The organism is Plantactinospora alkalitolerans (assembly GCF_015690345.1).
Taxonomy (GTDB): domain Bacteria; phylum Actinomycetota; class Actinomycetes; order Mycobacteriales; family Micromonosporaceae; genus Plantactinospora; species Plantactinospora alkalitolerans.
In genome coordinates this window covers 1-12,878 of sequence record NZ_JADPUN010000244.1, presented here as the reverse complement: position 1 = coordinate 12,878, position 12,878 = coordinate 1, and the positions used below count along the sequence as shown (strand labels likewise).

Here is a 12,878-nt window from a genome sequence, read left to right as displayed (position 1 = left end):
GGACGGCACCGCGGCAGCCTGCGGAGCCGCCCCGCCCCCGCAGGCTGCCGCGGTGCCGTCCAGCCGGCCGCGGTGCCGTCCGGCCGGGTTCCGGTCGTACGCTCCCTGGTGTGGCGACGACGGCAGGCGGTACGGCCGGTCCGGCAGGCGGAACGGCCGGCCGGGCCGGTGAGACGGCGCAGACCCTGGACCGGGGACTGCGGCTGCTGCATCTCGTCGCGGACGCGAACGGCGGACTCACGGTGACCGAGGCGGCGGCGCGACTGGGTGTCGGCCGGGCGGTGGTGTACCGGCTGCTCGGCGCCCTCATCCAGCACGGGCTGGTCCGCCGGGACGGCACTGGACGGCTCCGCCTCGGTGCCGGGCTGCTGCACCTGGCCAGGCGGGCCCAGCCACTGCTCGCCGACGGGGCCCTGCCGGCCCTGCGCCGGCTGGCGGAGCAGACCGGGGCGACGGCACACCTGACCGTGGTCGACGGCGGCGAGGGGGTGGCGCTCGCGGTGGTCGAGCCGAGTTGGACCGCGTTCCACGTCGCGTACCGGACCGGGGCCCGGCATCCGCTGGAACGGGGTGCCGCCGGACGGGCGATCCTGGCCGGTCGGGCCGGTCGGGCCGACCCGGTGTCGACCAGCGGCGAACTACAGGCCGGCGCGTACGGGGTGGCCGCACCCGTGCTCGGGGTGCCGGGGTTGGAGGCCAGCGTGGGCGTGGTGGCGTTGGCGCCGCTCGACGTCACGCTGGCCGGCGCCCAGGTCGCCGCCGCGGCGGCCGAGATCACCGCGGCGCTGGCCTGAGTCCTGCGGACGCGCCTAACCGACCGCCGTCCGCCAGTGGTCCAGCACCGACGGCAACTCGGCCAGCGACCGCACCTCCGCGTCGGGTCGCAGGCCGCGTGGACGTGGTAGACCCGCGCGATTCAGCCACACCGCGCGCAGACCGACCTCCTGCGCGGCCTGGACGTCCTTGTCGGGCGAGTCGCCGACGTGCACGACGGACGAGGGTGCCACCCCGGCCGCCGCCAGCACCGCGGCGAAGAAGGCCGGCGAGGGCTTCTTCGGTACCCCGCCGACGTGGGCGTAGATCTCGAAGGCGAACTCGGCGGCGAGCCCGCACCGCTCCGCCCGGCTGTTGCCGTTGGTGGCGAAGCCGAGCACGTACGACCGGCGCAGGTGGCCGAGGGCCGGCAGCGTGTCGGCGAACGGCCGGGTGAGCGCGAACCGGCGGGCGAAGAACAGCTCCGCCATCCGGTCCAGTTCGTCGGTCAGCCCGGCCCGGGCAAGTGACCGGGCCAGCGCGGCCCGGCGGATCCGGATGACCGGCTCGTCGGCCAGTTCGTCGAAGACCGCGTCCCAGTCCCCCTCGATGTCCGCCAGCGACACCTCCTGCGCCACCGGGGTCAGCCGGCGCATCTCGGCCAGTACGGCGACGAGCCCGCCGGTCACCGCCGGGCGCAGGTCGAGCAGCGTCTCGTCCGCGTCGAACACCACCGTGGTCACCATCGGTCGAGAATATTCGAGCCGGTCGACGCCCCGGAGCACGGCTGACGGTGCCGACGGGTCTGGTCAGGGGTGGGTCATCCGTAGTACGTCGAGGGCCTCGTCGAGCTGCTGCTCGGTCAGCCGGCCCGCCTCCACGTGCCCCCGGGCGACCACGACCGCCCGGATCGACAACTCCTTGGCCAGCGCCTCCTTGGCGATCGAGGCGGCCTCGTCGTAGCCGAGGTAGCGGTTCAGCGGGGTGACCACCGACGGGGACCCCTCGGCGTACGCCAGGCAGACGTCGGCGTTCGCGACCAGGCCGACCACGCAGCGGTCGGCGAAGAGTCGACTGACCCCGGCCAGCAGCCGGATGGATTCCAGCACGTTGCGGGCCATCACCGGAAGCATCACGTTCAGTTCGAAGTCGCCCTGCGAGCCGGCGAACGCCACGGTGGCGTCGTTGCCGATCACCTGGGCGCAGACCTGCCGGGCCGCCTCGCAGACCACCGGGTTGACCTTGCCCGGCATGATCGACGATCCGGGCTGGAGGTCCGGAATGCGCAGCTCCCGCAGGCCGGCCCGGGGTCCGGAACCCATCCAGCGGATGTCATTGGCGATCTTGTAGAGCCCGACCGCGACCGTACGCAGCTGGCCCGACGCCTCGACCAGCGCGTCCCGGGCACCCTGCGCCTCGAAGTGGTTACGCGCCTCGGTCAGTGGCAGCCCGGTCATCTCGCGCAGCTTGGCGATCACGGCCGGGGCGAAACCGTTCGGAGTGTTGATCCCGGTGCCGACCGCGGTACCGCCGAGCGGCAGCTCCGCGAGCCGGGGCAGGCAGCCCTCCAGCCGCTCGATGCCGTACTGGATCTGCGTGGCGTAGCCGGAGAACTCCTGTCCCAGCGTCACCGGCGTGGCGTCCATCAGGTGGGTCCGCCCCGCCTTCACCACCTCGGCGAACTCGTCCACCTTGGACTCCAGCGCGAACTCCAGGTGCCGCAGCGCCGGAAGCAGGTCGTGCACCACCGCTCCGGTGGCCGCCAGGTGGATCGAGGACGGGAAGACGTCGTTGCTGGACTGGGCGGCGTTGACGTCGTCGTTCGGATGGACCTCGCGGCCCAGCTCGCGGGCGGCCAGGGTGGCGATGACCTCGTTCGCGTTCATGTTGGACGAGGTGCCGGAGCCGGTCTGGAAGACGTCGATCGGGAACTGGTCGTCGTACCCGCCGTCGGCGACGTGCGCCGCCGCGGTGGCGATCGCGCCGGCGACGTCCGCGCCGATCACTCCCAGTTCGGCGTTGGCCATCGCCGCCGCGCCCTTGATCTGGGCCAGCGCCTTGATGTGCGCCGGCTCCAGCCCACGCCCGGAGATCGGGAAGTTCTGCACCGCCCGCTGCGTCTGGGCCCGCCACAGCGCGTCGACGGGCACCTCGACCTCGCCCATGGTGTCGTGCTCGATCCGGTAACCGGTCGCCTCTGATCTGGTCACGCGTACCATCCTGCCCCGAGCCGGCCCGGCCCGCAGATGATCGCCGTCACCCGGGGGCCACCGGGTGCGCTCAGTCGAGCTCCCGCAGCCGCCGCCCCACGTCGTGCTGCTCCGGGGTCTCTGTCTGGATCATCAGGGCCAGGGCTCTGGTCCAGTACGCTCGGGCAGCCGCCGGGTCGGTCGGGCTCAGGCAGTTGGCGAGTCCGTCCAGCGCCCGGGCCTGCTCGGGCAGGTGCTGGATCCGGGTCGCGCCGAGCAGGGCCTGCCGGTGCAGTTCCAGCGCGGTCGAGGTGTCCCCCAGGTCGTGCAACGCCCGCGCGAGACGGTTGCGGGCGGCGCACTCGCCGGCCCGGTCTCCGGTGTCCAGCATCGCGGCCAACGCCTCCCGGTGCAACGACGCCGCCACCTCCGGGCGGCCGCGCACCCGCTCCACCACCCCGATCTCGTTGAGCAGGTCGGCGGTGGTGTACGGATTGCGTCCCGGGCCCTGTTGCAGGTGCAGCGCCAGGTACATCCGGCGCAGCGCCTGGTCGTACCGGCCCAGCCGGCTGTAGACCATGCCGATCGTGCCGAGGGAGTCCGCCACCACCGGGATCTTGCCCCACTGACGGCCCAGGAAGAGCCTGATCCGCAACACCCGCAACGCCTCCGGGTACCACCCCAACAGGAGATAGCCGGTAGCCAGGTTGACCAGTCCGCTCGGCAGGGTGTGCAACTCCGCGGTCCGGCGGGCCAGCGAGAGCCCGTGTTCCATGTACTCGACCGCCTCACGGGTCCGGCCCAGCATCATCAGGGGCAGGCCGAGGTTCACCGTCGCCACCGACTGTCCCGCGATGTCGCCGAGCCGCTCCCACAGCGCGATGACGATCCGGAGCGCGTCGGCGGACCGCTGGAACTCGCCGAGCCGGAAGTACGCCGACGCCAGGTAGTTCTGCATGGTGGCGACGCCGAAGTCGTCACCGAGCGCCTCGGCGGCCCGCAGACCGTCGGTGTGCGTCTGGATCAGCTCGTCCAGATGTCCACCGAGGAAGAACTGCCGCCAGTTGGCCCGGGCGAGCTGCCAGGCGTACCGGTGCATGCCCTGCTCGGTGGCGAGGCGGACCAGGGCCACCATGTTGCGCCGCTCCGCCTGCAACCAGTCGCTTCCCTCCCGGGCCGCCGCGTCGACCAGTTCGGGGCGGGCCGGCTCGCCCGGTACGGCGGTCCGCAGGTTCCCGTTCGCCTCGATGGCCCCGCTGACCGAGGCCGCCGCGTGCAGGTAGAAGTCGAGCAGCGCCTGCATCGCGCGCCGCCGTTCCGACTCGCCGCCGACGACGGTGACGAGTTCGGCGGCGTACTCCCGGACCAGGTCGTGGAACCGGAACCGTCCGGCGTCCAACTCGTCCACCAGATGGGCGTCGACGAGTTCGTCGAGATGTTCCTGCGCGACCGTCAGCGGCAGCTCGGTCAGTGCCGCCGCCGCGTACTGGTCGAACTCGTCGCCGGGATGCAGTCCCAGCATCCGGAAGGTCCGCTGGACCGGCTCCGGCAGCTGCGCGTGGGACAGCGCGAACGCGTCCACCAGGTTGCGGTGCTCGACCGCGAACTCGGCGAGGACCGGTCGGTCCGCGTCGCCGAGACGCTGCGCCAGGTCCGCCACCCGCCAACGCGACCGGTGTGCCAGCCGGGCCCCGGCCAGCCGGATGGCCAGCGGAAGGTAGCCGCACCGGTGTACCACCTCGGCCGCCGCCCTCGGCTCGGCCCGGACCCGCTCCGGGCCGACGATCCGGGCCAGCAGGTCGATCGCCTCGGTGGGCTCCAGCACGGTGAGCGACTGTGCCCGGACCCCGTCGAGTCCCATCAGCCGACGCCGGCTGGTCACCACGGTCAGACAGCCGGGAGCCGCCGGCAGCAGCGGGCTCACCTGGGCCGCGCTGGCCGCGTTGTCCAGCACCAGCAGGGCACGCCGGCTGGCCAGTTCGGTACGCCACAGCGCCAGCCGGTCGGCGAGGTCGGGCGGCAACCGCTCACCCGGTACGCCCAGTTGGCGCAACAGCGCGGCGACGGCGGCGGCCGGTGGCAACGGGCTGCGCAGACTGTGCCCGTGCAGGTCGACGAAGAGGTGGGCGTCCGGGTACTGGTTGCCGAGCGCGGCAGCCAGGTGTACGGCGAGTGCGGTCTTTCCGCTGCCCGGCATGCCGTCGATGACGTACACGGCGGAGAAGTCCGGGCCGGCTTCCTCGATCTCCTTGCGCAACCGGGTGACCGTCTCGTGCCGCCCGGTGAAGTCCTCGATGGCCCGGGGCAGGCAGCGCACCGGCGGCCTGGTCGGCATGTCCCCACCCGAGGACTCGACCTCACCGGCGAGCACCCGCCGCTGGATCTCCGCCAGGGCCGCGCCGGGCTCGATCCCCAGCTCTCCGGACAGGATCTCCCGGCCGGTCCGGAACACCGTGAGGGCCTCGGCCCGCCGGCCGCTGTCCGCCAGGGCCAGCATCAGCTGCCCCCGCAGCCGCTCCCGTAGCGGGTGCCGTTCGACGAGATCGGTCAGCTCGGCGATCACGTCGCCGGCCCGGCCGAGCCGCAGCTCCACCTCGAAGCTGTCTTCCAACGCCAGCATGTGCTGCTCGTCGAGGGAGGCCGCGCCCCGCCGGACCGCCGTACCGGTGATGCCGGCGAGCGCCGGGCCCCGCCACAGGGCGAGCGCCGCCCGGTACTCCTCCCGGGCCTCGGGCCAGTTCTGCTCGGCCGCGGCGGCCCGGGCCCGGGCGACCAACCGCTCGAACAGCTGGACGTCCAGGTCGTCGGACTCGAGTACGACGCGGTAGCCGGCCGGGCCGGTGACGATGGTCTCACCCGGCACCCCGGCGGCGGCGAGCAGCCGGCGCAGCCGGGAGACGCAGGTCTGCAACTGCCCCCGGGCCGTGGCCGGCGGATCGCTGTCCCAGACGGCGTCGACCAGCTCGTCGACCGGCACCACCCGGCGGGCATGCAGCAGTAGAACCGCCAGAACCACCCTGTCCCGGCCGGCCGTCACCGTCGCTTCTCCGCCGCTCACCTGGAGCGGCCCAAGGATCCCGAACCGCATGTCAGCTCCTGACCGAGGTCGCGTCCGGCAGCAGAGTAACCCGACAATCACTCGCGGCAGAAACGGGTTGAGAGCGAGGTGGCAGCGGATCGAGAGCGGCAGGCAACAAACTCTCGGATGGATGCAACACAGCAGGTGAGACGCATCGACGGGGGCGGTGCGTCCGGCAGCCCCTCAGGGCGACGGACGCACCGTGTCGGAACAGCGGTTTCGCCGCCTTCCACACCTGAGGAGTTGCCAGGAGATGGACGCCTCTGACGCAGCCGAGCGGTCGGGTCCGATACCGCACGCCGGCGATGTACTGCAGTTCGCCGAGTCGGACTACTGCTACGGCATCGGTCCGCTCGTCCTCCAGGTCACCGGGGTCGGCGCGGACCTCGACAGATACCCACGACTGGAATGGTTGTCGCTGCGCGGCGTGGAGTTGCGCCGGGACGGCAGTGCAGGCCCCGAGCGGCAGGTGCTGGTCCGGACCAGCGCCCTGCCCCGAACAACCTGACGGTGTTAGGAGGGGGCCCTTCTTCTACAGAAAACGATAAGAAGGGGCCCTTCCTTACCGGGGTCAACGCCGGCCGACGGTCAGCACCGGCTTGGTCACCTCGGCGAAGAAGTCGTTGCCCTTGTCGTCGACGACGATGAAGGCGGGGAAGTCCTCCACTTCGATCTTCCAGACCGCTTCCATGCCGAGTTCCGGATACTCGAGGACCTCGACGTGCTTGATGCAGTCCTGGGCGAGCCGGGCCGCCGGTCCGCCGATCGAGCCGAGGTAGAAGCCGCCGTGCTCGTGGCAGGAGCGGGTGACCTGACTCGACCGGTTGCCCTTTGCCAGCATCACCTGCGAGCCGCCGGCCGCCTGGAACTTGGCCACGTACGCGTCCATCCGGCCGGCGGTGGTCGGCCCGAACGAGCCGGAGGCGTAGCCCTCGGGGGTCTTCGCCGGTCCGGCATAGTAGACCGCGTGGTCGCGTAGGTACTGCGGCATCGGCTCGCCGGCGTCCAGCCGCTCGGCGATCTTCGCGTGCGCGATGTCCCGGGCGACCACCAGCGGGCCGGTCAGCGACAGCCGGGTCTTCACCGGGTACTTCGACAGCTCGGTCCGGATCTGCGCCATCGGCCGGTTCAGGTCGATCCGGACCGCCTCCGCGCCCTCGTCGAGGTGGCCGTCGGTCACGTCGGGCAGGAACCGGGCCGGGTCGGTCTCCAGCCGCTCCAGCCACACCCCGGACGGGGTGATCTTGCCGACCGCCTGCCGGTCGGCCGAGCAGGAGACGGCGATCGCGACCGGGCAGGATGCGCCGTGCCGGGGCAGCCGGACCACCCGTACGTCGTGGCAGAAGTACCGGCCACCGAACTGCGCACCGATGCCGAACTGCCGGGTCAGCTCCAGCACCTCGGCCTCGAGTTCCAGGTCCCGGAAGCCGTGCGCCAGCATCGAGCCGGCCGTGGGCAGGTTGTCGAGGTACTTCGCCGAGGCCAGCTTCGCGGTCTTCAGCGCGTACTCGGCGGAGGTGCCGCCGATCACCACGGCGAGATGGTACGGCGGGCAGGCGGCGGTGCCGATCAGCCGCAGCTTCTCCTCCAGGAACTGCATCATCCGGGTGGGATTGAGCAGCGCCTTGGTCTCCTGGTAGAGGTACGACTTGTTCGCCGAGCCGCCCCCCTTGGCCATGAACAGGAACTTGTACGCGTCGGGGTGCCCGTCCGGGTCCTCCGCGTAGATCTCGACCTGGGCCGGCAGGTTGCTTCCGGTGTTGCGCTCTTCCCACATGGTGAGCGGAGCAAGCTGTGAGTACCGCAGGTTGAGCCGGGTGTACGCCTGGTAGACCCCCCGGGACAGCGCCTCGTCGTCGGTCCCGTCGGTCAGCACGTGCCGACCCCGCTTGCCCATCACGATCGCCGTGCCGGTGTCCTGGCACATCGGCAGTACGCCACCGGCCGCGATGTTGGCGTTGCGCAGCAGGTCGAGCGCGACGAACCGGTCGTTCGGCGACGCCGCCGGATCGTCGATGATGGCCCGCAGTTGGGCGAGGTGCGCGGGGCGCAGGTAGTGGGCGATGTCGTGCATCGCCTCGGCGGTCAGGGCGGTCAGCGCCGCGGGCTCCACCGTCAGGAAGCGGCGGCCGCCCGGCCCGTGGACCACGTCGACGCCCTCGTCGGTGACCAGGCGATATTCGGTCTGGTCGGCGCCGACGGGCAACAGGGGGGAGTGCGAGAACGGGGCGCCACTGCTCATAGCCGGCAAGCCTAGGCCAGCCGGCCGCGCCCGGCCCACCCGCCGGGTCGACCGTGCGATGCCGCTCTCATCCGGACGCTCCCACCCGCCCGGGGCCGCCGGCCGGCCGACTCAGCCGGCCTTGCCGTTGGCCGGCGGGCACTCCGGTTGCTTCGGGCCACCACAGCCCTCGCCGGGTTCCGGATTCTGGCCTCCCGGTCCGGCGGTCGGTCCCGGGCCGGGCGGCGCGGCGACGCCGACGAACCGGACGTACCCGAGATCGCGGCCCTCGCCGATCACCATGCCGGCCGGCCCGACCGCGAGCACCTCGGCCGAGGACCGGATGTTGGCCAGTTCCCGTCCGCTGCGCGGATCGAGCGCCACGATGCGGTCGGGCTTGCGGTCGATCAGTACGGCGGCGAAGGGGGTGAGGGCGCCGCCGCTCTCCGGGCCGACCCGCCGGGTCCACCGGGCCGGCTCGATGGCGAGTTCGCTACCGATGATCGATTTCTTGTCGGCGGAACGGGACAGTGTGTACCGGTCGTCGACGGCGAGCAGCTTCTCACCTTTGGGGCCGACCCAGAGCAGCCGCCCGTCGTACGCGTCGACGACGGTTTCCCGGGAATCCGGGGCGACGCCGACGAAGACGTTCTCGCCGCCCTGTGGATCCTCCCGCTGGGCGCAACCGGCGCCGTCGGCCGTACGCAGGTTGAGCCCGTCGCGGCGCCACACCTCCTGCCCGGTCGCCGGGTCGCGGGCCACCACTGTGAAGTAGCAGTTGCCGTCCGCGCTGCGGGCCTCGATCCGGAGCATCCGGCCACCGACCACCACGATCCGGTCCTCCCGCCCCGGTTCCACGTCCTGCGCCACCCGGCCGGTGGCGGTGTCCACGATCTGGACCCGACCGTCCACGGACAGCCCGAGCAGCGGCGGCATCTCGACCGGGCCACCGGCGTCGTCGTGCACCCGCCGGGTGGTCAACGCCCGGGTACCCAGCACGTCGGGGTTGCCGGCGAGTGGCCCGGTCTCCACGCCCGGCAGGTACGCCGTCCAGATCGGATTGGTGCCCCGCGGATCCCGTGCCGTCAGCGTGCAGTCCCGGGGTTCCCGGCAGCGGACGTCGAGCACCGCGTTGCGGTACGTCCAGACGCCGACCGCCGAGGTGTCCTTCCGGCGTACCGCGCCCGTCTCGGGATCGAGCAGTTCGTAGCCCTTGCTGAGCAGTTTGCCGACGGCGACGACGGAGTCCCGTTCGCCACCCGCGACGGCCGCCCAGTCGGCCTTGCGCTCCCAGAGCCGGACGCCGGTGGCGGCGCTGCGCGCCTCGACCCTGGTCCGGTACCGGATCACCACGGTGTTACCGGCGATGTTCACGTTCTGTGGCGTGCCGCCGATCCGCTGCTGCCAGACCACGTCCGGCTCGGAGAGCGGGTCGTCGCGGTTGACCCAGTCCCATACGCCGGGGAACGGGTTCCAGACGTTGGTCGCGGCGAGGACGATCACCACGATCAGCGCGATGGCCAGGGCGGACTTGGCGCCCAGGCCTCGGGCGCTCCCCTTCGCCATTCGGCTACCGTAGACGACGCGATCTGGCAATTCCGCTAGGACGTTATGTCCGTGTCGCGGAATAATTCCGTGTCGCGGATCATTTCGGCATCGAGCCGCCGGACTGGTCAGCCGGACCCGGCCGGGCCGATCGGTCCGCTACGGGCGGACCTCGCTCGGCGAGGCACTGGTCGCCGTTCGAGATTCGCCCGGCGATCCGGGTACGGCCGTTCGGGCCAGTGGGAGTACCCGGTAGGGGATCTTCTCGGCCAGCGCGATGATGCTCGACGCGCGGGCGATGCCCTCGTGCGACACGATCCGGTCCAGCACCCGTTGCAGGTCGGCGTTCGACCGGGCGACGATCCGGCAGAGCACGTCGCCGGAGCCGGTGATGGTGTGCGCCTCCAGCACCTCCGGGATGGCCCGCAGGTGTGCGGTCACCGGATCGTGGCCGGGCCGCTGGTTGATTTCCAGCGTGACGAACGACGTCACCCCGAAACCGATGGCCGCCGGGTCGATCTGCGGCCCGAGCCCTCGGATCACGCCCCGGGCGAACAGCTTGTCCAGTCGGGCCTGCACGGTGCCCCGGGCCACCTGGAGTCGGCGTGAGCACTCCAGGACCCCGATCCGAGGCTCGGCGGCAAGCAGGTCGATCAGCTTCACGTCGAGCGAATCTAGCTGGACAACTTGTACGGCGGTCATGGTTGATGACCGTACTAGATGCGCAAGCTGACCAGCGTTTTGCGAATGGGTTGCCCAGGGGGTGCCAGGCCGAGATGCTTCCGGAAGACGGCCGCGCCACACCACGGCACCGGCCGACGACGCAAGGGAGGCACGACGATGACCAGCGCGCTCCACCAGTCGCCCGCCGGCTCGGACCTGGACCTCGACGTCGACCGACTCGTCGGCGCCGTCGGTCAGGACAGCACCGACGACCCCTTTCCGGTGCAGGGCATCGACCACATCCGGTTCATGGTCGGCAACGCCAAGCAGACCGCGCACTACTACTCCACCGCGTTCGGGATGACCCTGGTCGCGTACCGGGGCCCCGAGCAGGGTTCCCGCGACCACGCCGAGTACGTGCTGACCAGCGGCTCCGCTCGGTTCGTCTTCACCGGCGCGGTCCGCCCGGACGCCGCGGACGCGGACCACGTGACCCGGCACGGCGACGGTGTGCTGGACATCGCGCTGGCGGTCCCGGACGTCGACGCGGCGTACGCGCACGCCATCGCGCAGGGCGCCACCGGGCTGGCCGCCCCGTACGACGTGACCGACTCCTCCGGCACCGTCCGGGTCGCCACCATCGCCACGTACGGCGACACCCGGCACTCGCTGGTCGACCGGTCCCGGTACTCCGGTCCGTTCCTGCCCGACTTCGTCGCCCGGGGCCCGATCGTCGACCGGCAGCCGATGATCGACGCCGGCCTTCAGCCGAAGCGTTTCTTCCAGGCCGTCGACCACGTGGTCGGCAACGTGGAACTGGGCCGGATGGACGAGTGGGTGGAGTTCTACCGCCGCGTCATGGGCTTCACCAACATGGCGGAGTTCATCGGCGACGACATCGCCACCGACTACTCGGCGCTGATGTCGAAGGTGGTGGCGAACGGCACCCGCAAGGTCAAGTTCCCGCTCAACGAGCCGGCGGTGGCCCGCCGCAAGTCGCAGATCGACGAGTACCTGGAGTTCTACGGCGGCCCGGGTGCCCAGCACATCGCCCTGGCCACCAACGACATCCTCGGCACCGTCGACGCGATGCGTGCGGCCGGGGTGGAGTTCCTGGACACGCCCGACTCGTACTACGACGACCCGGAGCTTCGGGCCCGGATCGGCCAGGTGCGGGCCCCGATCGAGGAGCTCAAGGCCCGGAAGATCCTGGTCGACCGGGACGAGGACGGCTACCTGTTGCAGATCTTCACCAAGCCGGTGCAGGACCGGCCGACGGTGTTCTTCGAGCTGATCGAGCGGCACGGATCGCTCGGCTTCGGCAAGGGGAACTTCAAGGCACTCTTCGAAGCCATCGAGCGGGAACAAGAGGCCCGGGGAAACCTGTAACACTGTCCTGCGTGACCCAGCAGCCTTCGCCCATGCCGCCGTCCGGGGAGAACCGGCCATCCGCCGGATCTCCCCCGGGCGGACACGTTCCGCAGCCGCGCCAACCCGGCTACGGCGCACCGCCCGGGACGCCCGGCCAGCCAACCCCGGGATACGCCGCCCCACCGGTCCGGCCCGGCTACGGCCCGCCCGGATACGCTCCGCCGCCGGCCGCACAGGTCCCGCCCGGGTACGCCCATCCGGGTAATGTCCGTCCCGGGTACGGGCCGCCGCCCGGCTACCACATAGCGCCGCCGCAGCCGACCAGTCCGGCCGGCCTGCCACTCGCCTCGTTCACCGACCGGCTGCTGGCCGTCCTGATCGACGGTGCGATCCTCGGCGGGACGGTCATGGTGCTCGCGATTCCGGCGTTCGTCATCTTCTTCGCCACCGCCGGGTCGGACCTGTTCACGGTTCCGGCCCCCGGTCCCGACGGCTACTACCCCGAACCGGACGTGTTCGGCTTCCTGGTGCCGTTCCTGTTGATCGAGGCCGGCCTGCTCGTGGTCGGTACGATCCTCCAGTACGTCTACCACGTGGAGATGACCAAGCGCACCGGCCAGACCGTGGGCAAGCGGATCATGAAGATCAAGATCACCCCACTGGACCCGGCCAGCTCGATCAACCGGAGCTTCCTCGCCAGGCGCTTCCTCGTGCAGTGGGCCGGTAGCCTCCTGCCCGGCCTGACCTACCTCGACGGACTGTGGCAACTCTGGGACAAGCCCTACCAGCAGTGCCTCCACGACAAGTTCGGCAAAACCGTGGTGGTTAAGGTTCCAGCGTGAACGTCAGGACTGATTCGAGGTCGTTCCGGTGACGGTGCAGCCGGGCTGGTACGCCGATCCCGCCGAGCCGAGCACCCAGCGGTACTGGGACGGTGAGGGCTGGATCGGCACGCCGCTGCCGGTAGACGCCACGCCGCCACCCGGCCCGCCACCGGTCGAGCCCGAGCCGGAGCCGGCCCCTCCGCCGTCGAGCGGCGCCGGCACCCCGCCGGGAT

General features: G+C 71.5%; 11 protein-coding genes. 5 read left to right on the top strand and 6 right to left on the bottom strand.

Annotated features, from left to right (window positions below):
* Positions 1–110 precede the first annotated feature (110 nt).
* Positions 111–794, top strand: a complete 684-nt coding sequence (locus I0C86_RS27335) for an IclR family transcriptional regulator (RefSeq protein WP_196204169.1) — start codon at positions 111–113, stop codon at positions 792–794.
* A 15-nt stretch (positions 795–809) separates the two neighbouring features.
* Here the strand turns inward: I0C86_RS27335 and I0C86_RS27330 are convergent, their stop codons facing one another.
* The 3 genes from I0C86_RS27330 to I0C86_RS27320 form a co-directional block, all read right to left on the bottom strand.
* Entirely contained in the window at positions 810–1,499 is a 690-nt protein-coding gene (locus I0C86_RS27330) for an HAD family hydrolase (RefSeq protein WP_196204168.1), read from the bottom strand.
* 63 nt (positions 1,500–1,562) lie between these two features.
* The gene (locus I0C86_RS27325; RefSeq protein WP_196204167.1) at positions 1,563–2,972 is read right to left on the bottom strand and encodes a class II fumarate hydratase; all 1,410 of its coding nucleotides are present in this window, start codon (positions 2,970–2,972) and stop codon (positions 1,563–1,565) included.
* Positions 2,973–3,033: 61 nt separating this feature from the next.
* Positions 3,034–6,030, bottom strand: coding sequence for an AfsR/SARP family transcriptional regulator (locus tag I0C86_RS27320; RefSeq protein WP_196204166.1), 2,997 nt, complete (start codon positions 6,028–6,030; stop codon positions 3,034–3,036).
* Positions 6,031–6,274: 244 nt separating this feature from the next.
* On the opposite strand from I0C86_RS27320, the gene I0C86_RS27315 reads away from it, so the two are divergent.
* Positions 6,275–6,529, top strand: a complete 255-nt coding sequence (locus I0C86_RS27315; protein WP_196204165.1) for a hypothetical protein — start codon at positions 6,275–6,277, stop codon at positions 6,527–6,529.
* A 63-nt stretch (positions 6,530–6,592) separates the two neighbouring features.
* Here the strand turns inward: I0C86_RS27315 and I0C86_RS27310 are convergent, their stop codons facing one another.
* From I0C86_RS27310 to I0C86_RS27300, 3 genes are all read right to left on the bottom strand, one after another.
* On the bottom strand, positions 6,593–8,263 hold the full coding sequence (locus tag I0C86_RS27310) for a fumarate hydratase (RefSeq protein ID WP_196204164.1): 1,671 nt from the start codon (positions 8,261–8,263) through the stop codon (positions 6,593–6,595).
* A gap of 111 nt (positions 8,264–8,374) precedes the next feature.
* Positions 8,375–9,808 carry an outer membrane protein assembly factor BamB family protein gene (locus I0C86_RS27305; protein ID WP_196204163.1) on the bottom strand — a complete coding sequence of 478 codons (1,434 nt, stop codon included), beginning with the start codon at positions 9,806–9,808 and terminating at the stop codon, positions 8,375–8,377.
* 138 nt (positions 9,809–9,946) lie between these two features.
* The gene (locus I0C86_RS27300) at positions 9,947–10,489 is read right to left on the bottom strand and encodes an Lrp/AsnC family transcriptional regulator (protein WP_196204162.1); all 543 of its coding nucleotides are present in this window, start codon (positions 10,487–10,489) and stop codon (positions 9,947–9,949) included.
* A gap of 138 nt (positions 10,490–10,627) precedes the next feature.
* Between I0C86_RS27300 and hppD the strand changes: the two genes are divergently transcribed.
* The 3 genes from hppD to I0C86_RS27285 all read left to right on the top strand — a co-directional run.
* A complete protein-coding gene (gene hppD, locus I0C86_RS27295) occupies positions 10,628–11,839 on the top strand; it encodes a 4-hydroxyphenylpyruvate dioxygenase (RefSeq protein ID WP_196204161.1) in 1,212 nt (403 codons plus the stop codon).
* Between the two features lie 11 nt (positions 11,840–11,850).
* On the top strand, positions 11,851–12,663 hold the full coding sequence (locus I0C86_RS27290) for an RDD family protein (protein ID WP_323373876.1): 813 nt from the start codon (positions 11,851–11,853) through the stop codon (positions 12,661–12,663).
* 28 nt (positions 12,664–12,691) lie between these two features.
* The coding region (locus I0C86_RS27285; protein WP_196204160.1) for a DUF2510 domain-containing protein at positions 12,692–12,878 on the top strand (187 nt) is incomplete at its 3' end.

Coding starts and splice junctions, on each gene's coding strand:
- I0C86_RS27330 (WP_196204168.1), bottom strand. CDS start 1,499: ATGGTGACCACGGTGGTGTTCGACGCGGACGAGACGCTGCTCGACCTG.
- I0C86_RS27325 (WP_196204167.1), bottom strand. CDS start 2,972: ATGGTACGCGTGACCAGATCAGAGGCGACCGGTTACCGGATCGAGCAC.
- I0C86_RS27320 (WP_196204166.1), bottom strand. CDS start 6,030: ATGCGGTTCGGGATCCTTGGGCCGCTCCAGGTGAGCGGCGGAGAAGCG.
- I0C86_RS27315 (WP_196204165.1), top strand. CDS start 6,275: ATGGACGCCTCTGACGCAGCCGAGCGGTCGGGTCCGATACCGCACGCC.
- I0C86_RS27310 (WP_196204164.1), bottom strand. CDS start 8,263: ATGAGCAGTGGCGCCCCGTTCTCGCACTCCCCCCTGTTGCCCGTCGGC.
- I0C86_RS27305 (WP_196204163.1), bottom strand. CDS start 9,808: ATGGCGAAGGGGAGCGCCCGAGGCCTGGGCGCCAAGTCCGCCCTGGCC.
- I0C86_RS27300 (WP_196204162.1), bottom strand. CDS start 10,489: ATGACCGCCGTACAAGTTGTCCAGCTAGATTCGCTCGACGTGAAGCTG.
- hppD (WP_196204161.1), top strand. CDS start 10,628: ATGACCAGCGCGCTCCACCAGTCGCCCGCCGGCTCGGACCTGGACCTC.